The sequence below is a fragment of the Nitrobacter sp. JJSN genome (assembly GCF_051912485.1).
GTDB lineage: Bacteria > Pseudomonadota > Alphaproteobacteria > Rhizobiales > Xanthobacteraceae > Nitrobacter.
In genome coordinates, this window is sequence record NZ_CP196822.1 from 3,364,445 (window position 1) to 3,383,033 (window position 18,589).

Here is an 18,589-nt window from a genome sequence, read left to right on the forward strand (position 1 = left end):
GCGACGCAGACGTTTACTGCACCACTTCGAACAGCCCGGCGGCACCCATGCCGCCGCCGACGCACATGGTGACGACGGCGTACTTGGCCTTGCGGCGGCGACCTTCGATCAGCGCGTGGCCGGCAAGGCGAGCGCCCGACATGCCGTAGGGATGGCCGACCGCGATCGCGCCGCCGTCGACGTTGAGTTTCTCCGGATCGATGCCGAGCCTGTCGCGGCAATAGATCACCTGCACCGCGAAGGCCTCGTTCAGCTCCCAGAGGTCGATGTCATCGACCTTGAGGCCGTGGCGCTTAAGCAGGCGCGGCACCGCGAAGACCGGGCCGATGCCCATTTCATCGGGCTCGCAGCCGGCGGCGACGAAGCCGCGAAAGATGCCGAGCGGCTTTAGTCCGCGCCTGGCGGCCTCCTTGTCGCTCATGATCACGGTAGCGCTGGCGCCGTCCGACAACTGGCTGGCATTGCCGGCGGTGATCGTGAAGCCCTCGCCGCGCACCGGCTTGAGGCCGGCAAGACCTTCGGCCGTGGTATCCGGACGCGGACCTTCGTCCTGCGAGAGCGTCACGTCCTTGAACGAGACCTGCTTGGTCTCCTTATCGACGATCGCCATCTTCGTGGAGATTGGCGCCAGTTCGTCCTTGAACCTGCCACCCTGCTGCGCGGCCGCGGTGCGGCGCTGACTCTCCAGCGTGTATTCATCCTGCGTCTCGCGCGAGATGCCGTACCGCTTCGCCACCACCTCCGCGGTGTCGATCATGGGCATGTAGACCTCGCCCTTGATCGCAAGCAGCGCGGGATCCTCGAAATGGAAGGTGTTGAAGTGCTCGTTCTGCACCAGGCTGATCGATTCGCCGCCGCCGCCGACCACAACCCCGACGCCATCGAACAAGACCGAGCGCGCGGCGAGCGCGATAGCCTGAAGGCCCGAGGCGCACTGGCGGTCGATGGTGGTGCCGGCCACGGTCACGGGAAGTCCGGCGCGAAGCAGCGCCTTGCGGGCGATATTGCCGCCGGTCGCGCCTTGCTGCATGGCCGCGCCCATCACCACATCCTCGATGTCGTTCGGATCGAGCCTGGCACGGGCAACGGCCTCGCCGATCGCATGGCCGAACAGGGTCGCACCCTCCGTGGCGTTGAGGGCGCCGCGATAGGCCTTTCCGATCGGGGTGCGGGCGGTGGAGACAATCACGGCTTCGGTCACAGCGACCTCCTGTTTAAAGTGTCCGTTTCGAATATGCGGCATGCCTCGTCGAGAAATTGCAAGATCTGTGCTCCCCCACCTTCACGCCACCTTGCCGCCGGCCGCCAGCGACGCGAAGGTCTTGCCTTCGGCGGCGAGCCGCTGGAGCAGCGGCGAAGGCTCCAGCGACGAATCGTTGGTGGCCCTGGCGTAACAGGATAAACGGTCGGCGATGTGCTTGAGCCCGACCTGATCGGCATAATACATCGGGCCGCCGCGATAGATCGGCCAGCCGTAACCATAGAGCCATACCACGTCGATGTCGCCCGGCCGCGCCGCGATGCCCTCTTCCAGAATGCGCGCGCCTTCGTTGACCATCGGATAGACCATGCGCTCCAGAATCTCGTCATCACCGATTTCGCGCCGCTCGAGGTCAAGCCGCGCACAGGTGTCGGCAATCAGCGTCTCGACCTCGGGATCGGGCAGCGGCGCGCGCGAGCCGCTTTCATACCTGTAATAGCCCTTGCCCGTCTTCTGGCCGAAGCAGCCGGCTTCACAGAGCGCGTCGGCTATCTCGGATTTGACGCCGCGATCCTTACGCGAGCGCCATCCGATATCGAGACCGGCGAGATCGTCCATGGTGAACGGTCCCATCGGCATTCCGAACCTCGTAACGACGGCATCGACCTGCCGCGGCAGCGCCCCCTCGAACAGCAGCCTGTCCGCCTGCCCTGAGCGGGCGGCTAACATCCGGTTGCCGACGAAGCCGTCGCAAACACCGACGACCACCGGCACCTTGGCGATCCTCCTGGCAACCGCCACCGCGGTCATCAGCACATCGGGCGCGGTCTTCGCACCGCGCACGATCTCGCACAGCTTCATGACATTGGCCGGCGAGAAGAAGTGCATGCCGAGCACGTCCTGCGGGCGTGTGGTGACGGCGGCGATCTCGTTGATATTGAGATAGGAGGTATTGGAAGCCAGCACCGCGCCGGGCTGGGCGTATGTGTCGAGCGCGGCAAACACCTCCTTCTTCACCGCCATGGTCTCGAATACCGCCTCGATGATGAGGTCGGCGCCCCTGACGTGCTCCAGCCCGACGACGCCGCTGACCAGCGCCATGCGCCTGGCAGGCTCGTCCGTGGCGATGCCGCCGCGCGCCGCGGTCGCCTCGAAGTTCTTGCGCATGATGCCGAGGCCGCGCTGCAGCGGCTCATCGGACGTCTCGATCAATGTCACAGGGATGCCTGCGCTGGCGAACGACATTGCGATGCCACCGCCCATGGTGCCGGCGCCGACGATCGCGACGCTCTCGACCTTGCGCTGTTTGGTAGCTTCAGGAATGCCGGTGACCTTGGCAGCCTCGCGCTCGGCGAAGAAGGCATAGCGTTGCGCCTTCGACTGGTCGCCGTTCATGAGATTCAGGAAAAGCTCACGTTCCTTCCTCAGCGCCTCGTCGAACGGCGTATCGAGCGAAAAACCGACGGCGTCGGCCGCCGCGAACGGCGCTTCGAGCCCTCGCGCGCGTTTGGTCATTGCCGCGACCGCATTGGTGAAGATCGAACGGTCGACCCTCGCCGTCTCGAGCTTGCTGTCGTCGTCGCGCAGCCTGCGCAGCGTCCGCCGCTCCGCCAGCACCTTGCGCGCAAAGGCTTCGCCGCCGGATGCCGGTCCCTCGACGATCGCATCAATCAGGCCCTGCTTCAGCGCCGCCGCGGCGTCGATCGGCTCGCCGCCGACGATCATCCTGACCGCGAGCTCGGGACCGACCGCACGCGGCAACCTTTGGGTTCCGCCGGCGCCCGGCAGCAGGCCTAGCTTCACCTCGGGCAGGCCAAACCTGGCGTTTTTCACCGCAACGCGGAAGTGGCATCCCAGCGCCACCTCGAGACCGCCTCCAAGCGCGGTGCCATGAATTGCGGCAACGATTGGCTTCGGCGAATTCTCGAGTTCAGCGATCACCTCGGCCAGCGCCGGTGGCTGCGCCGGCTTGCCGAATTCGGTGATGTCGGCACCGGCGATGAAGGTCCGTCCCGCACAGGTCAGCACGATCGCCTTCACCGCTGGATCGGCAACCGCTGTTTGCACACATTGCAATATCCCGCGGCGAACCGCCGCACTCAACGCATTGACCGGAAGACTGTCGACCGTGACGATGGCGATCTCGTCATGACGCTCAAGGTCAACCACTTCGCTCACGGCGTTCTCCTTGGAGATTATTTACGTACCGCCCTCGATGTGCTCCGCGCATTTCATCCCAATGACGGCCTGCTTGGCAATCAGGAATCGAAGCACGCACCTCCGGCCGGCGCGACGCTGAGCCGAATGGCGGCGAGCGGCAGAAGGATTCTCCTAACCATGATCCCGCCGCGCACGCTTTTCGCTTTGCGGAAGATTGCTTGACCAACAATATTGGACTTGTTCCGTGGCGATGGTAATGACCGTCGAGGCCGCGCTGGGTGGTGCTTCGCCGTAATCACAGAAACCGAAACCAACAAGCTGAGAGCAGGAGGCGAGGGTTGCGCGTGGGACCGGGGAGATCAGGTCGCCTTTCCGGGCTGCGTCGAAAGGTACCCATTCGCCGTGGGAGCCTTGCGCGCCACGTGGGTTGCTGCCGATGACGAGTGGACAATCCGCACGGCGGCGTGAACCCCTGCTCGCGGTTCGCGACCTCAGCGTCGTGTTCGGCGGCATCGTCGCGCTGAACGGCGTGTCTTTCGATATGTATCCGGGACAGATTCTCGGCCTGATCGGCCCGAACGGCGCCGGCAAGACCACGCTGTTCAATTGCCTGAGCCGGCTCTATCAGCCTAGCGGGGGCGACATCCTGATGGAAGGCGCCAGCATTCTGGCCCGACCGCCGCACCGCATCGCGGAGATCGGCATCAGCCGCACCTTCCAGAACGTTGCGCTGTTTCCCAATCTTTCCGTGATCGACAACGTCCGGGTCGGAACGCATTCGCGCAGCAATGGCGATATCATTACCGACTCGCTGAAGCTCGGCCGGGTGCGCCGCGGCGAGGCTGCGCTGAACCGCAAGGCCGACGAGATTCTCGGATACCTGGGCTTGCGCGACGTGGCACATAGCGTGGCCGCTGGATTGCCGTTCGTCACCCAGAAACGCGTCGAACTGGCACGCGCGCTGGCCGCGGAGCCGAAGATCCTGCTGCTCGATGAACCCGCCAGCGGGCTCAATCATGAAGAGGTCCATGTGCTCGGCGACCTGATCCGCCGCATCCGCGACGAGCGCGATATAACCGTACTACTCGTCGAACATCATATGGGGCTCGTGATGTCGATCGCCGACCACGTGGTTGCGCTCAATTTCGGCAGGAAGCTCGCGGAAGGCACGCCGTCGCAGGTTCAGTCCGATCCGCGCGTGATCGAGGCCTATCTGGGAAGCAAAGACCGATGACCGCAATGCTCGATATCCGGGATCTTCGAGCCTATTACGGTCAGGTGCAGGCGCTGCGCGGCCTCGAATTCCATCTCAACCAAGGCAGCATGACGGCGCTGCTCGGCGCCAACGGCGCCGGCAAGACCACAACGCTGCGCGCGATCTGCAACATGGTGCGCACGACAGGAACGATCGCGTTCGAAGGCCAGCCGCTGACAGGCAAGTCGACCGAAAGCATCGTCCGCCTCGGCATCGCGCATGTGCCGCAGGGACGCGGCATCTTCACCGCCATGACGGTCGAGGAGAATCTACAACTCGGCGCGATCTCGCGATCCGACAAGCCCGGTATCATCAGCGACATCGAGCGGATGTACGGCCACTTCCCCGTCCTCAAAGAGCGCCGCAGGCAACAGGCGGGAACGCTCTCGGGCGGCGAGCAGCAGATGCTCGCCGTCGCCCGCGCGATGATGCTGCGTCCGCGGCTGATGCTGCTCGATGAACCGTCGTTCGGCCTCGCCCCGCTGATCGTGCGCGATGTGTTCAGAATCCTCGGCAAGATCAACCGCGAGGACAAGGTCACCATCCTTGTGGTCGAGCAGAACGCGCAGCTCGCGCTGGAACTCGCCGATAACGCCTACGTCATCGAGACCGGACGGATCGTGATGTCCGGCAGCGCCGCCGATATCGCGAACAACGAAGACATCCGCCGATCCTATTTAGGGTACTAGTGCGGTGTCCCTTTGATTTCGACGTTCGTATCAGGGGGTGCAACAAGGATTTACGAACGCCGAAATCGGGACGCCGAAGGAAACGGCCATGGAACTGCTGAGCAATCAAATCCTGGCGGGCATCGCCACCGGCGCGATCTATGCCTGCATGGCGCTGGCGCTGGTGATGATCTACCAGGCGATCGGCCAACTGAACTTCGCTCAAGGCGAAATGGCCATGTTCTCGACATTCATGGCCTGGCAGATGATCCATTGGGGGGTGCCCTATTGGGCGGCGTTCGTGCTGACGCTGGTGCTGTCGTTCGTGGGCGGCATCGTAATTGAGAGGCTGCTGTTCAAACCGCTGGCGAAGGCGCCGATCTTGACCAACCTCGCCGGTTTCCTTGCGCTGTTTGCGATCATCAACAGCGTCGCCGGACTGATATGGGACTTCACCATCAAGCCGTTTCCCTCCCCGTTTGGTTCGTCGCCGTTTCTCGGCAGCCAGCTTATCTCCACCCATCAGGCCGGCATGATCGGCGTGATCCTGCTGGTGCTGGCTATCCTGTTCTTCTTCTTTCGCTTCACACGAATCGGCCTTGCGATGCGGGCCGCAGCAATGCTGCCCGAATCCGCACGGCTGGTCGGTATCAATACCAGCTGGATGATCGCGCTGGGCTGGGGCATGGCCGCCACAATCGGCGCCGTCGCGGGAATGCTGATCGCGCCAGTGGTGTTCCTCGAGCCGAGTATGATGGGCGGCGTGCTGATCTACGGCTTTGCCGCCGCTGTGCTCGGCGGCCTCTCAAGCCCGCTCGGCGCCGTCGTGGGCGGCCTCCTTGTCGGCATCTTCGAGAATCTGGTCGGAACCTACATCCCCGGCGTCGGAAATGAGTTGAAGCTGCCTCTCGCGCTGGCACTGATCGTCATCGTTCTGGTCGTCAAACCCGCGGGCCTGTTCGGCCATACCGTCGTGAGGCGGGTCTGATCATGAGCGCCAACCGAGAATCCGCCACCGACGCACCCGCCGTTGACACCGGCTCCGGTCAGGCAGTGACGCTGAGCAGCGGAACGTCGATCGTCATTCTGCTACTGCTGCTTCTCCTTCCGCTGCTGGCGAAAAATTTCATCATCTTCCAGCTCACGACGGTTCTGATCTACGGCATCGCCGTGCTGGCGCTGAACATCCTGACCGGCGGCAGCGGCCAGTTCTCGCTCGGGCACAGCGCCTTCTATGCGCTCGGCGCCTATACGTCTGCCATCCTGATGGACTCTGCCGGCTGGAACTACGTGCTCACGCTGCCGATTTCCGGCATCGTCTGTTTCGCTTTTGGCTTCCTGTTCGGTCTGCCCGCATTGCGTCTGAGCGGCGTCTATCTGGCGCTGGCGACGTTCGCACTCGCCATCGCGACGCCCCAGCTCTTGAGGCTCGGCATCCTCGAACCCTGGACCGGCGGCGTTCAAGGGCTCCTTGTCGACAAACCAGACGCGCCGTTCGGCTTGCCGGTCTCCCCGGATACCTGGCTGTATTATTTCACGCTGGCGATCGCGATCGCGATCTATGTCGCTTCGGTGAACCTTTTGAACTCGCGCTCCGGTCGCGCGATGATGGCGATCCGCGACAACGAAATCGCAGCGTCAGCCATGGGCATCAACATTGCGCTATACAAAACGCTGGCGTTCGGCGTCAGCGCCGGCATCACCGGAATAGCCGGCGGGCTGAGCGCCATCGCCGTGCAGTATGTGGCACCCGACAGTTTCACCATCCAGCTCGCGATCGCACTCTTCCTCGGCATGGTCGTCGGTGGCGTCGGCTGGCTACCGGGATCGCTGGTCGGGGCGGCATTTATCGTATTCGTTCCGAACGTCGCCGAATCGATCTCGAAAGGCCTTTCAGGCGCTGTGTTCGGCGTTCTGCTGTTCGTGGTCATTTTTCTGGTGCCTAACGGCGCAAGACAAGTCGCGCTTGCGTGCCGGAATGTGATCGGAAAGCTCAAGAAGGTTCAAGGAGGACGCAATGGCGGTTAGGCAACGACTGAGAATCGCTGCGCTCTCGGCAGCGGTTCTTGCCTTAGCCGTCGCCAGCGGCAACGCCATCGCCCAGAAGAAATACGACACCGGCGCCAGCGATACCGAAATCAGGATCGGAAACATCATGCCGTACAGCGGGCCGGCCTCCGCATACGGCGTCATCGGCAAGACCGAAGCCGCCTATTTCAGGATGATTAACGACAATGGTGGCATCAACGGACGCAAGATCAATTTCATCAGCTATGACGATGCCTACAGCCCGCCAAAGACGGTCGAGCAGGCCCGGAAGCTGGTCGAAAGCGACGAGGTGCTGTTCACCTTCAACGCACTGGGGACGGCGACCCAGACCGCGGTGCAGAAATACATGAATGCAAAAAAAGTCCCCCAGCTCTTCGTCGCGAGTGGCGCCAGCAAGTGGAATGACCCAAAGCAGTTCGCGTGGACAATGGGCTGGCAGCCGAGCTACCGCAGCGAGGGACGGATCTTCGCCAAACACATCCTCAAGACCAGGCCGGACGCCCGGGTTGCGGTGTTTTATGCCAATGACGACTTCGGCAAGGACTACGTGAACGGCCTCAAGGACATCTTCGGCGACAGGTGGTCAGAGATCGTGGCCGCCGAAGAGAGTTACGAGAACAGCGAGCCGTCGATCGATTCTCACATCGTCAAGTTGAAAGATTCGGGAGCCGATGTGCTCGTCAATATCTCCACGCCGAAATTCGCCGCACAGGCCATCAAAAGGGCGGCCGAGATCGGGTGGAAGCCGATGCAACTTCTGACCAATGTCTCGATCTCGACCGGCGCCGTCATGATGGCGGCCGGCTTTGAGGCCTCAGAAGGCGTGCTATCGGCCGGCTACCTGAAGGATGCGTCGGATCCGCAATGGGCCGACGACGATGGCATGAAGACGTTCTTGGCTTTCGCGGACAAATACATGCCGGGCGCCAATCTGTCGGACACCAGCCCGGTCTTCGGTTTCGCCGTATCGCAGACGATGGAGCAGGTGCTCAGGCAATGCGGCGACGATCTGACCCGCGAGAACGTCATGAAGCAGGCGGCAAGCCTGAATGACTTCGTGCCATCCACGGTGATGCCGGGAATCAAGGTCAATACCAGCGCCACCGATTTCGCGCCGATCGAGCAGCTCCGGATGATGCAGTTCAAGAACGGACGGTGGGTGTTCTTCGGCGACACCATCGGCGCCGGGGCGGGCGGCTAGAGTGGGATGAGGAAAAGCGTGTAGCGGTTTTCCGCCCGCATCCCGCTCTAAAAACGCGATCTAATCAGAACGCAGCCGCCAGCTCGCGCGCGCCCGGCTTGGCGCTGTTGCTGTCCATCCGCACATCCGTGACCGCCAGCAGCTGCGCCACCGTATTGTGGCGGATCGCAACCGGATTGCGCTCATAGCCGCTCCGCTGAAAGAAATTCGAGGTCGGCACCCGCTCGCGCATCGCCTGCGGCATCGTCACCATGTCTAGGCCGGTGCCGTCGCCGGTGAGGTTCATCATCTCCAATTCGGCGGCGGTCAGCGGAAGGGTATAGCCCTTGTTGCGCGCGAAGATGATCGAGGTCAGGAGCTTATGGGTCTGCAACAGCGGACCAACGTCGACATCCAATACCAGCGCATGGATCGCCCAGCCTTTCGGGGTATCGGCAAGCTTCTCATGCGCGCTCCAGGTATCGGGAACCGAGCGCGCATAGGCCACCATTCGCTTGACGACCGCGATCTTGCGTTCCATCGCTGCGCGCTGCGATCCGGACAACCGCGCCGCTTTCTCGCCGAGCGCGCGCAGGATGTCCTGGCCCTGCTCCGCGAGGAGTTCGACGCTATTGGTGGTGAGCAACTGATTGTAGCCGACCGCGGTGGAGATCGCGCGCGATCCCGGCCGCGAGGCGCTGAGGCCCGACTGCATGTCGTGATTGCCGTTGCCGCCGGTCTCGAACGAGTAGACGCGAACCGCCTGCTCTTTTGTCAGGCCATAGGCCCGCGCCACCTTTGCATAGGCGCGCTTGAAATCCATCTCGCTCGCCGGGCGCTGCGGCACAAACTGGAACTGCTCCGCCGCAGCCTTCAGGAGATCGGCGACGACGGGAATGTATTTGCGTTGACGTGGCGGACGCTCCTCTTCCGGCTCGGGATTGACCGGCTGTTTCGGCCCGGTATAGAGCGGCGGCTGGGTCAGCACGTAGTCGTCGAGCGTGACAGCCTGGTAGTCGCGTCGCTTGGCGTTGCGGCCGCGTCGCTTGTCGGCAATCGCATTCCAGTAGGCGCCGGCGTCTTCTTCGAAGGCGGCGCGCGCTTCCTGATACGCCGCCAGCTTGCGGCGATAGTCCACAATGGCCGCCGGAGTCGCGGCCTGCGCCATCGCCTCGACCGCTGCCGCAGAAGCCGCGTTTTCGGAAACAGCGGTCATTGGCGCGAACAGCAGCGCGCAGAGGATGATTTGGTCGCAGCGGCGAATCGGTTGGCCTCGCATCCGGCCTGTCTAGCAAGACCTCAGCAGATGTCAGCCGCCAATCGGTCCCGGCGCAGGCCTGCCGCCGCGCCGATGCATGCCGCTCCGGCCCCGGGCAGCGGAGCAACCGCACCCGCGCGCAGATCGACCGAGCAGACGACGCCGGCAACGCACCGTCGACGGCCCGAAACGACGAGTCTCCATGCGTGGATAAAATCTGGAGTTGATAGATATTGATTGTACAACCGACTTCGGCCGTTGTCTGCTATTCCGGTTTCAATGATTCACCTCCAATCCGGATGATTGATATGGACAAAGGAGGGATGATCGGCGTCTTTAGCGGAATCCCTTTTTGTTCTAAACACCGGTGACTGGCTCACCATTCGGAAGCAAATAATTGTCCCCGGGGCGCGGTTCGTGCCGACAGATCACAGGACAACTTCGCGCCGACACCGTGGGTCATCTATGAGGAGTCGCGCCTCGGCTCTGCCCTTAGGCGCGGGAGACAAGGAAATCGGAGGGTAGGATAGCGTGACTGATTATCGAGCATACATCCTCAACGACAAAGGCCACATCCAGGGCGACACGCTCATCGTGAGCGCAGATGACGCTCAGGCCATCGACGCTGCAAAGAAGATAGTCGGCGCCCGTAACGTGGAATTGTGGGAAGGAGAGCGCTTGGTTGGGCGCTTCAAAACGACGCCTAGCAGTTAATCGGCGGCTCTTCGACCAACCCACAGCTAAGCAGTCGAACGCACCGCAGGTCTGCTCCTGAGAATCGACCGGCGATCGTGGATCAAGTTCTCCAGGCGATGCGCGGCAACATTCAAGGTTGCAGCGTCGACAGCAGTCTCGTCACCAGCCGCGGCTTTGGCGCGTTGCTTGTTCAGGATGTCGTCAATCTCGTCTTCGATGAGTTCAAGTTCGGCCTCGCTATCCGCTTTCCGTATCCGACGAACCAAAGCATACAGAGCGTCCAACGGACCTTCATTCGCGAATGGCCCGATTCCCAAAAATTTCCACGCCGCAGCGAATGCGGTTGCCATGCCACCCAGCAGCATCGGCGTTAGATAAATCCAGTTACCATACTCATCCATGAAGCTCTGCTGGGTGCCATTGTAGAACGCCGCAGCTCCAGGATGCAGGGCAAGGTAGGCATCCGCATCAGTGCTGGGAGCCGTCATCTGCGCGAAGATCGGGTCCTCAGCCATGAGGTCCCGCCGCACAGAGACAAGGGTCTGGGTCAGACTTGCGATCAAGTCAGAACTAAGTTTCTTGTTGGCAACCAGATAGAGGGACGTTCGCAGTGTTGTAAGATCATCATCCGGGACCGCCGGAGCTCCACGCAGCGTGCCTTTTGGCACATCAAAACTTTCGTACGCCCGCTCCGCTTGCGCTATTGCGGCAGCAGAATCAATGGGAATCAGCGTCGGCAATGCTTTGGAACTTTGCTGAACTATCCCTCGCAGCAGCGATAGGTACTTTTGTGATAGCGGAATCACAACGAGCAGCGCGGCTATCTCCTTCGACTGAAGTGCGCGCTGGGCATTTGTAGGCGTAACCTCCTTGAATACACTTGCCCGGTCGAGACCGTACTCCCTGGACAAAACATCCAAGAGTCTGGAGTTGGTTTCCGCTCCGATCACCCCAACGCGACGTCCTTTGAGCTTGTCTATACGATTGATCGAAGAGCCTGGTGGCGCGATCATCAGCGCAACAATGTGGCTGACCACAATGACAGCTTGTGCTTGAGACAAATCACCGACATCGCCGCGAACGACGGCTAGGTCTGTTTTGCCCGAAGAGAACATTTTTGCTGCGGCCAGAGTCGTGCCGGCGTCGATGACAGTCAGTCGCACAGGTGCATTGATTGCAACGAGTCGGCTCGCAATCCTAGACATTGCTTTTGCCGCCTCACCGTCGATGCTTCCGACCGCCACAGTCAACGTTGTTGGATGCGTGAAGTATCTATAGCCAAACAGACCCGCTCCTGTCGCAAGAACTGCAAGTCCCAAAATCAGGGCGACGCGCAGCCAAAGCGGCAGCTTGATTGGGGTTCGGCCGACTGACTGCGCGGCAACCGAGGTTGATGTTGCATCAATCATGGAGCCCGATCTCTTTGAACACGATCGCGATGGCGTCGATGATGCGCTTGTCAGCATTGGCCCTGCAGATTACCTCGTGCTTCACGACTCTGCCCTTGCGAGGATCCAGGAAATGCTTCTAGGCAAGACCATTGTAATGGCATACGCGCCCGAAATGTTGCCGACGATGAATTTATGTTTTGAAAGCAACATCAGTCAATCAAGTGGTGCCTAGCGGCGGGCTGGCCACCGCCCATTTAATACCAGCAAAATCAATTAGTTAATTCTACCCCAGATACCGACTTTGTACCAAGCAAATGTACTGATATCGACCCTCGGGATCAGCAAGACGGAAATCAATGCCGCGATCAAGCGGAGCATTTCTTCAGGACTTGCGATCAAAGACCGAGCTTCTGACCGCGCAAGGTCCAACCGCCGCGACCTCTGCAATTTTATTATCTACGGGCTAAAGTTTGTTTTCCGGCAAAGCCCCGCGCCATGATGCGGGGCATACCCACTGCTTTTGCAGCTCCCTCGTTAAAGAAAAAGCTAGTTAGCGCATCGCAATGACGGCCCTCATATATGTAACTCCTGCGACGGCTGCAAAGGGAGTTGTGAACATGGCTGCGATGAGACCGATCACGCCACAAGACCTATATGATGCCCTGCGGGCAGCAGCAGCCGACTTGGATGCATATGGCAGCACGCTTGGAAGTGATGGAATTGTCGCGCTCGACGGACGCTTCGATCTGGTGGCTATGGCAGACTATCTTAACGGAACCGCCGAAGCAGACGCGGAGAGTAATATGCAAACGCCATAAACGCGATTGCCGACGCTCCTCCGGGCTCAATCATTCGCATGGCGGAACATTCGTTGGACAGTGCGCCGATCTATCGTGTTCGGCTCGAACCGAGCGTCAGATTGGTAACACCTGCCGCGAGATTCAGCCCGACTGATCTTTCGGTCGATAGCGGCTGGAGGACGATCGTGCGGCGGGATCCACCGATCAGCGCGTTGGCTCCAAAGCCCGGCCCAAATGCGATATTACCGCTGACACCCACATAGTTGCCGCGCAGTGTGCCGGAACCGATTCGCGAGTTCCTAGCAAAAACGGCCCACGAAAGGACTGCTCCGCTGGTCACTCCGAGGTCAAGGCCGACGCGCCTGATCCTCCCTTCATAACTATATTCCCGCCGGGGTTTTTCCGCCCGGAATACGCAACGCAAGTCCTGCGTCGAGCCGAAAACTTGCCCAACGCGCGGTGTACTGGCGCACAAAAGCCTGCCGACCCTGAATCTCTCCGCATGTGCGGGAAAAGCAACGATGCAAATCAAAGCAGACACGCAAATGGTCGCGAGACGCGGGCTCATTATCATCTAAATCTCATCTGGGTTTTTGCGTCGACTGGATGCGGCGCTCGTTTGACCGCTATTGCGAAACCAGAACGTGATGCCGAGGCCGATCAGAAAGATGGCCGCCAGCAGAAAGAAGAAAACAGATTGCTTCAGCCAGGATATCATTGGAACCGCGGTGCCCATCGCAAGACCGAGGAAGGCGGTCTGCAGCGACAGAAGGCTTACGCCCGCGAGGAATGTCCCCAGCGCAAGCAGCGTAAGGAGAACAAGACTGATTGCCGGCGTCGGTATAAATTGACGAACGCCCGACAGCAGTATGATGTTCATCGCAACCAGGACAGCAATCCAGTGTAGCGCCTGGGTCCAGACGAGTTGCCATCGCGCCTCTTTGCTGTCCACCTGCGACCACTTGTTGATGACGCTGGCGACTCCGATCGCGAGCGCCAAAAACTCCCAATATCCGACGAGGGGTTGGCGCGACGCGTTAGTATATGCGACCCCGGCGATAGACAGCACCAGCGCAACGATAAAAGGAAACTGCTCCCTAACGCAGCGGGTCACCGGCGACCGCGTCCCCGAGGGGTTCGTTCGATCGTCTCGTGTAGCTTCAATTTTGTCCATCGGTGCCTCACTGACGATTTGCGCGTCTTGCTTGATCTCTCCACCTAGAGGGAACCGAAGCCTAGATGCCGACACCCGTCTTGCCCATCAGGGATTTTCCCTAGGAAGCGTGGAATAAAATCAGCAGACCCGCACGACCTGCTGATCGGCCAGTCGGATGTCCGGCGATGAGCCGCGCACCGTGGCTTCGATGGCATAGAGAAGCGCAATCTGCCGGACCGCGTCTTCGGCGATCGGCGATCTGCTGTTGCGCGCCAGCTTGACGAAGCGCCGACGCAGATGACTCCAGCAATGCACGAGCGTCCAGGGGCCTTGCGGTCGCGCAACGCCGGTCAGCCGATCATAGCCCTCGTATGCGTCGCATTGCAGGAAGCGCCCGTTAAAGCCGTCCAGGAACTGCCTGGCGAAAGCGCCGCTGCGTCCGGACGCATATCGGAACAGCACGATCGGCGGACTTGGGCCGCTGTGGCCGCGGTCGTCGGAGACAATAGCCCAGAAGAAGCCTTTCTTCGTCTGGCCGCGCCCGGGAGCAAGCACCGGCGCCGTGGTCTCGTCCATGAACAGGCGATCCGCCGCCGCCAGTTGGCGGCGCATCCGATCCCCAACAGCCTGGAGATGGAAGCAGGCGCGGCCGGACCAGTTCCCCAGCGTCGCCCGGTCGAGCCGGATCCCTTGTCGCGCGTAGATCCCGGCCTGCCGGTAAAACGGCGTATGATCGCCGAACTTGGCGACGATCACTTGCGCAATGGCCGCTTCGGTCGGCAGTCCGCCAGGCACGACATGCTCCGGCGCGTGCGCCTGAACGACCGCGCCCGAGCAGCGGCGGCAAGCATATTTTGGACGACGCGTGACCAGCACGCGCCATTGCGCCGGGATCACGTCGAGACGCTCGCTGACGTCTTCGCCGATCTTCGTCATCGCGCCGCAGCCGCAGGGACACAGCGTGCTCGCAGGCTCGATGATCCGCTCCACCCGCGGCAAATGCGCAGGCAGGCAGCCCCGATTGCGATGACGGGCTTGATCTGATGCGCCGCGCGATCGGCCCTGGATAATCGCTGCCGCGTTCTCCTGCGCCGCGTCCAGGACGCCTTGCGCGATCTCGACGTCTTCGAGCGGCAAATGATATTGATCAGGCCGCAGCTTCTCGGACTTCGCGCCGAACTTCTCGCGGCGAAGTTCTCCGAGGATAACCTCCAGCCGGCGCCGCGCCTCTTCCGACGTTGCCAGCGCCGCCTGATGCTCGCCCAACGTCGCTTGCGTTTGCGCCAAAAGCGCCTTCAGGCGTTCGTTCTCGTCGCGCAGCGCCGCGGTGTTCATGCGCTATTTCCAGCACATCGCCGCCGTTCTCGCCATGCGCAAAGAGCGTCCCGAGTCACTCTGCCGCAGTTATCCCGCCGCTTGCGGACGCCGTGCTTCCTCCGGACGGACCAGCCTCCAGTCCAAACCTTCAAACAAGGCCGCAAACATCGCCGGCGATACGCCGCGAGCACTTCATCAAGGGCAAGACGATCAAGGAGATCGCACGCGACCTGAAGGTGTCGCGGAACACGGTCCGCAAGGTGTTGCGGTCTGGGGAGACCTCATTCGAGTACGAACGTGCGGTGCAGCCGCGGCCGAAGCTGGGGCGATGGGCCGCTGATCTCGACGGATTGCTGGCGTCGAACGCGGCGAAGTCCGCTCGCGAACAGCTGACGCTGATCCGGGTCTTCGAAGAGCTTCGCGGGCGCGGCTATGACGGCGGCTACGATGCTGTGCGACGTTACGCCAGACGGTGGAGCCAGGAGCGCGGACAATCGACGGCGGCGGCCTATGTCCCGCTGAGCTTTGCACCGGGAGAAGCCTACCAGTTCGACTGGAGCCATGAGGTTGTCCTGCTGCATGGCGTGACGGTGATCGTGAAGGTCGCTCATGTCCGGCTCTGTCACAGCCGGATGCTGTTCGCTCGCGCCTATCCACGCGAGACGCAGGAGATGGTGTTCGACGCCCACGACCGGGCCTTCGCTCTGTTCAAGGGCACCTGCGGCCGCGGCATCTACGACAATATGAAGACCGCGGTGGAGACGATCTTCGTCGGCAAAGGGCGTCTCTACAATCGCCGCTTCATGCAGATGTGCAGCCATTACCTGGTCGATCCGGTCGCCTGCACGCCGGCCTCGGGCTGGGAGAAGGGCCAGGTTGAGAACCAGGTTGGGCTGGTCCGGGAGCGCTTCTTCACGCCGCGGCTGCGGTTCAAAACCCTCGACGAGTTGAACGCCTGGCTGCTGGATAAGTGCATCGCCTACGCCAAGGTGCACCGTCATCCGGAACTGACCGAACAGACGATCTGGGAAGTGTTCGAAGCCGAGCGGCCGAAGCTCGTTCCCTATCCCGGCCAGCTCCGACGGACCGAGCGCTACCGCTAAATCTCGTCGATCAAAGGGGGCAAATTTGGACGCCGATACGGGGTCAAACTTCGGCGCCGATTGACACGCAGGACTCTTATCGGATGTTAGTCCAGATGCGGGCCTTCCTTTTTGTTTTCCAAGACTTCCCCTGTCTGCGCGTCCACGCCAACTTCTTGCGTCACCGTGCCGCGTTTAATATCGAAAGAATAGCGCAGGCCACTGGCGCCTTTTTCGTTCTCTAGCAGTTTGCTGAAAAAGCCAAAATTGACCGCTTCGATGATCCTCGGAACGCCTCATCGCGATGATGTGTATTCGGCGGCGCGTTGCACTCGTTGTCGTCCTGGCGACGACGCGGTTATGCCGTGACCAGTTTGGGAACGCGGATCAGGTTATAGGCGATCAAGTTGAGCATGAAGTCGGCGGCAACGCGGCAAATGCCACGATGTTTGGTCCTGCGCATCGTGCCGTGCTGCTTGCCCCAGCCGAAGATGCATTCGATCATCGCCCGGCGCGTCTGCGACATGCCATAGCCCTGATGGCGCGTGGTCCGTGCGTCGATAGCGCTCCGGCGGCGCCTGCCGGTCTTGCCCATGCCATTGTTCTGCGTCACATGCGGTGTGACGTCGATGGCGCGAAGATTGGCCACATGATCGGCCGTGTCATAAGCCTTGTCCGCACCGGCGGTAATGCGGCGACCCGCTTTCCTGCCTTCGGCCTCGAGCATTATCTCCGCGGCGCGGCGCTCGGCGGTGCCGCTCGCGTGCGTGACGATGCCGGCCACGGCCAGCCCATGCCGGTTCTCCATGGTGACGTGGCCCATGTAGCAGAGCCTGGCCTCGCGTCCGGCCGCCTTGCGGTAGAGCCGGCTGTCGGGATCGCTCGTGCTGACATGGGTGTCGTTCTTGCGCGTCTGACCGTGGAAGTTCGTGCCGTCGTCGCCATCGCGGCCATCCTTGGGACGAAAGCTCTTCTGTGACGCCCAGGCCTCGATCAACGTGCCGTCCACCGAGAAGTGCTCGTCCGAGAGCAGCGGCTCGACCTGAGGGTGTTTCAAAAGCCTGGTCATGAACTTCGTGAACACATCGCCGTTCTGCAGCCGCTCGCGGTTCTTCGTGAAGCTGGTCGGGTTCCAGACCGGATGGTCCGGCGACAGCCCCACGAACCAGCGATACAATAGATTGTAGTCCAACTGCTCCATCAATTGGCGCTCCGAGCGAATGCCGTAGAGCACCTGCAGAAGTAGCGCGCTGAGCAATTGCTCCGGCGCGATCGAGGGGCGCCCTTCACTTGAATAGAGCCTGGCAAAGCTACGGTTCAACTCGCCCAGCACATCACGGACCAGCGCCCGGATCTTCCTCAGCGGATGGTTCGGCGGCACCCGCGCCTCCGGCGAGATGTACGAAAACAACCCGCCCTGATCCACAAAGGCTCCGCGCATCCCAACCTCCACCGATTCACGATGAAAATCGAATCAGCAAACTCTCGCACGCGCGAGCGGTTTTTCAGCAGACTGCTAGTTCTTCGTCGGTGATCTTATCATGTCAAGGAACCGAAATTCATCCGCCAACGCAACTGAGGAACTGCCCTACCGCGCGAGCAAGAAGCGCTTCTCGGAATACGCGGGGATGGAGGATGGAGCTCCTTCGACCAGCCGTGATACATCGCAGCGGCGATGCCTTCGCGGCGGCAAAGCTCCGAGATATCTCCTCACCGCGCAGCCCCTCCAGCACGATGCGGATCTTCTCTTCCGCCGAGTATGCCGGCGCTTGCTCCGGCCCGGATTTCTGTTTCGTCTCCGCTTCTTGCGGCTACGATGAACCAGAAATCCTTGTAACGACGTCCTGCGCTTCTGTTATTGTCAGCAGCGCGGTGGCAGGCGAGAGACCGCAAATCTATGGACCTCTGAGCCCGCAAGGGAGCACGTGTCTTCGCTTGCCGTTCCATCGAACCCGAACAGTGGCTTGGGCCGTTGCCGAACTCATTGACCGCAAAATAAACCTCAAGGCCGGCAAAGGACGAAAGCCGGGCAGGCTTACTCCTTTAGAAGAGCGTCAAGGCGTAGTCACGACGAACGTCGCGGTGTCCGTAATTAAGCGCCACCGCCGCAGATATGGAAAGTTCCCTGGCGCTAGCGTCGAAGAAGAAGTTAGAGGCTTCGCAAATTTCTGCTCCGATGCGGGAGACGGGAACGAAGTTAACAAGGCTAAGGCGGTGGCATCCGGCGAGGAAAGCGCCGCCGCCGATAGCCCAAGGCAACTTCGCGCTCATTAAATTGTCGCACGACAGTACGACCGGGACCGCCGGCGGGAGCTGCCGCGACTGACGGAAATTACGGGTGCGACAAAAACGGTTCGCCGAATTCTAAATGATCCA

General features: G+C 61.3%; 18 protein-coding genes and 1 pseudogene. 10 read left to right on the forward strand and 9 right to left on the reverse strand.

From position 1 onward, the window contains the following. Positions 1–13 precede the first annotated feature (13 nt). Positions 14–1,201: an acetyl-CoA C-acyltransferase gene (locus tag ACSZOQ_RS16455; RefSeq protein ID WP_439923500.1), complete on the reverse strand. Its 1,188-nt coding sequence runs from the start codon at positions 1,199–1,201 to the stop codon at positions 14–16. Between the two features lie 81 nt (positions 1,202–1,282). Then, entirely contained in the window at positions 1,283–3,379 is a 2,097-nt protein-coding gene (locus ACSZOQ_RS16460) for a 3-hydroxyacyl-CoA dehydrogenase NAD-binding domain-containing protein (protein ID WP_439923501.1), read from the reverse strand. Here ACSZOQ_RS16460 and ACSZOQ_RS16465 point away from each other — a divergent pair. The 6 genes from ACSZOQ_RS16465 (at position 3,350) to ACSZOQ_RS16490 (ending at position 8,534) form a co-directional block, all read left to right on the forward strand. Continuing rightward, positions 3,350–3,583 (forward strand): hypothetical protein, encoded by a 234-nt coding sequence (locus ACSZOQ_RS16465; RefSeq protein ID WP_439923502.1) that lies wholly within the window; start codon positions 3,350–3,352, stop codon positions 3,581–3,583. The genes ACSZOQ_RS16460 and ACSZOQ_RS16465 overlap by 30 nt on opposite strands. A 214-nt stretch (positions 3,584–3,797) precedes the next feature. Further along, on the forward strand, positions 3,798–4,595 hold the full coding sequence (locus tag ACSZOQ_RS16470) for an ABC transporter ATP-binding protein (RefSeq protein WP_439923503.1): 798 nt from the start codon (positions 3,798–3,800) through the stop codon (positions 4,593–4,595). Further along, positions 4,592–5,305 carry an ABC transporter ATP-binding protein gene (locus tag ACSZOQ_RS16475; RefSeq protein ID WP_439923504.1) on the forward strand — a complete coding sequence of 238 codons (714 nt, stop codon included), beginning with the start codon at positions 4,592–4,594 and terminating at the stop codon, positions 5,303–5,305. Before ACSZOQ_RS16470 ends, ACSZOQ_RS16475 begins: the two co-directional genes overlap by 4 nt. Before the next feature lie 88 nt (positions 5,306–5,393). Further along, positions 5,394–6,272: a branched-chain amino acid ABC transporter permease gene (locus ACSZOQ_RS16480; protein WP_439923505.1), complete on the forward strand. Its 879-nt coding sequence runs from the start codon at positions 5,394–5,396 to the stop codon at positions 6,270–6,272. A 2-nt stretch (positions 6,273–6,274) separates the two neighbouring features. Further along, positions 6,275–7,312, forward strand: coding sequence for a branched-chain amino acid ABC transporter permease (locus ACSZOQ_RS16485; protein ID WP_439923506.1), 1,038 nt, complete (start codon positions 6,275–6,277; stop codon positions 7,310–7,312). After that, positions 7,302–8,534, forward strand: coding sequence for an ABC transporter substrate-binding protein (locus tag ACSZOQ_RS16490; protein ID WP_439923507.1), 1,233 nt, complete (start codon positions 7,302–7,304; stop codon positions 8,532–8,534). The genes ACSZOQ_RS16485 and ACSZOQ_RS16490 overlap by 11 nt, the downstream gene beginning before the upstream one ends. A 64-nt stretch (positions 8,535–8,598) precedes the next feature. Here the strand turns inward: ACSZOQ_RS16490 and ACSZOQ_RS16495 are convergent, their stop codons facing one another. Then, positions 8,599–9,792 carry a hypothetical protein gene (locus ACSZOQ_RS16495; RefSeq protein ID WP_439923508.1) on the reverse strand — a complete coding sequence of 398 codons (1,194 nt, stop codon included), beginning with the start codon at positions 9,790–9,792 and terminating at the stop codon, positions 8,599–8,601. A 510-nt stretch (positions 9,793–10,302) separates the two neighbouring features. On the opposite strand from ACSZOQ_RS16495, the gene ACSZOQ_RS16500 reads away from it, so the two are divergent. After that, positions 10,303–10,485: a hypothetical protein gene (locus tag ACSZOQ_RS16500; protein WP_439923509.1), complete on the forward strand. Its 183-nt coding sequence runs from the start codon at positions 10,303–10,305 to the stop codon at positions 10,483–10,485. A 26-nt stretch (positions 10,486–10,511) separates the two neighbouring features. Here ACSZOQ_RS16500 and ACSZOQ_RS16505 read toward each other — a convergent pair whose 3' ends face one another. Beyond that, complete coding sequence (locus ACSZOQ_RS16505; RefSeq protein ID WP_439923510.1) at positions 10,512–11,876, reverse strand: TAXI family TRAP transporter solute-binding subunit; 1,365 nt, start codon at positions 11,874–11,876, stop codon at positions 10,512–10,514. Here ACSZOQ_RS16505 and ACSZOQ_RS16510 point away from each other — a divergent pair. Continuing rightward, the gene (locus tag ACSZOQ_RS16510) at positions 11,875–12,090 is read left to right on the forward strand and encodes a hypothetical protein (protein WP_439923511.1); all 216 of its coding nucleotides are present in this window, start codon (positions 11,875–11,877) and stop codon (positions 12,088–12,090) included. The two genes, ACSZOQ_RS16505 and ACSZOQ_RS16510, sit on opposite strands and share 2 nt — an antisense overlap. A 385-nt stretch (positions 12,091–12,475) precedes the next feature. Then, complete coding sequence (locus ACSZOQ_RS16515; protein ID WP_439923512.1) at positions 12,476–12,676, forward strand: hypothetical protein; 201 nt, start codon at positions 12,476–12,478, stop codon at positions 12,674–12,676. 70 nt (positions 12,677–12,746) lie between these two features. Here ACSZOQ_RS16515 and ACSZOQ_RS16520 read toward each other — a convergent pair whose 3' ends face one another. The 3 genes from ACSZOQ_RS16520 to tnpC form a co-directional block, all read right to left on the reverse strand. Then, positions 12,747–13,232: a DUF992 domain-containing protein gene (locus ACSZOQ_RS16520; protein ID WP_439923513.1), complete on the reverse strand. Its 486-nt coding sequence runs from the start codon at positions 13,230–13,232 to the stop codon at positions 12,747–12,749. Beyond that, positions 13,233–13,832 (reverse strand): hypothetical protein, encoded by a 600-nt coding sequence (locus ACSZOQ_RS16525; protein ID WP_439923514.1) that lies wholly within the window; start codon positions 13,830–13,832, stop codon positions 13,233–13,235. Between the two features lie 120 nt (positions 13,833–13,952). After that, positions 13,953–15,149, reverse strand: coding sequence for an IS66 family transposase (gene tnpC / locus ACSZOQ_RS16530; RefSeq protein ID WP_439923515.1), 1,197 nt, complete (start codon positions 15,147–15,149; stop codon positions 13,953–13,955). A 92-nt stretch (positions 15,150–15,241) separates the two neighbouring features. On the opposite strand from tnpC, the pseudogene istA reads away from it, so the two are divergent. Continuing rightward, positions 15,242–16,207, forward strand: a pseudogene (istA, locus tag ACSZOQ_RS16535) (IS21 family transposase); the annotation flags it as partial. Between the two features lie 364 nt (positions 16,208–16,571). Here the strand turns inward: istA and ACSZOQ_RS16540 are convergent. Continuing rightward, positions 16,572–17,654, reverse strand: coding sequence for an IS5 family transposase (locus tag ACSZOQ_RS16540; RefSeq protein ID WP_439922884.1), 1,083 nt, complete (start codon positions 17,652–17,654; stop codon positions 16,572–16,574). Positions 17,655–18,256: 602 nt separating this feature from the next. Further along, positions 18,257–18,484 carry a hypothetical protein gene (locus ACSZOQ_RS16545; protein ID WP_439923516.1) on the reverse strand — a complete coding sequence of 76 codons (228 nt, stop codon included), beginning with the start codon at positions 18,482–18,484 and terminating at the stop codon, positions 18,257–18,259. Between the last annotated feature and the right edge of the window lie 105 nt (positions 18,485–18,589).

Coding starts and splice junctions, on each gene's coding strand:
- ACSZOQ_RS16465 (WP_439923502.1), top strand. CDS start 3,350: ATGACGCTCAAGGTCAACCACTTCGCTCACGGCGTTCTCCTTGGAGAT.
- ACSZOQ_RS16470 (WP_439923503.1), top strand. CDS start 3,798: ATGACGAGTGGACAATCCGCACGGCGGCGTGAACCCCTGCTCGCGGTT.
- ACSZOQ_RS16475 (WP_439923504.1), top strand. CDS start 4,592: ATGACCGCAATGCTCGATATCCGGGATCTTCGAGCCTATTACGGTCAG.
- ACSZOQ_RS16480 (WP_439923505.1), top strand. CDS start 5,394: ATGGAACTGCTGAGCAATCAAATCCTGGCGGGCATCGCCACCGGCGCG.
- ACSZOQ_RS16485 (WP_439923506.1), top strand. CDS start 6,275: ATGAGCGCCAACCGAGAATCCGCCACCGACGCACCCGCCGTTGACACC.
- ACSZOQ_RS16490 (WP_439923507.1), top strand. CDS start 7,302: ATGGCGGTTAGGCAACGACTGAGAATCGCTGCGCTCTCGGCAGCGGTT.
- ACSZOQ_RS16495 (WP_439923508.1), bottom strand. CDS start 9,792: ATGCGAGGCCAACCGATTCGCCGCTGCGACCAAATCATCCTCTGCGCG.
- ACSZOQ_RS16510 (WP_439923511.1), top strand. CDS start 11,875: ATGGAGCCCGATCTCTTTGAACACGATCGCGATGGCGTCGATGATGCG.
- ACSZOQ_RS16505 (WP_439923510.1), bottom strand. CDS start 11,876: ATGATTGATGCAACATCAACCTCGGTTGCCGCGCAGTCAGTCGGCCGA.
- ACSZOQ_RS16515 (WP_439923512.1), top strand. CDS start 12,476: ATGGCTGCGATGAGACCGATCACGCCACAAGACCTATATGATGCCCTG.
- ACSZOQ_RS16520 (WP_439923513.1), bottom strand. CDS start 13,232: ATGATAATGAGCCCGCGTCTCGCGACCATTTGCGTGTCTGCTTTGATT.
- ACSZOQ_RS16525 (WP_439923514.1), bottom strand. CDS start 13,832: ATGGACAAAATTGAAGCTACACGAGACGATCGAACGAACCCCTCGGGG.
- tnpC (WP_439923515.1), bottom strand. CDS start 15,149: ATGAACACCGCGGCGCTGCGCGACGAGAACGAACGCCTGAAGGCGCTT.
- ACSZOQ_RS16540 (WP_439922884.1), bottom strand. CDS start 17,654: ATGCGCGGAGCCTTTGTGGATCAGGGCGGGTTGTTTTCGTACATCTCG.
- ACSZOQ_RS16545 (WP_439923516.1), bottom strand. CDS start 18,484: ATGAGCGCGAAGTTGCCTTGGGCTATCGGCGGCGGCGCTTTCCTCGCC.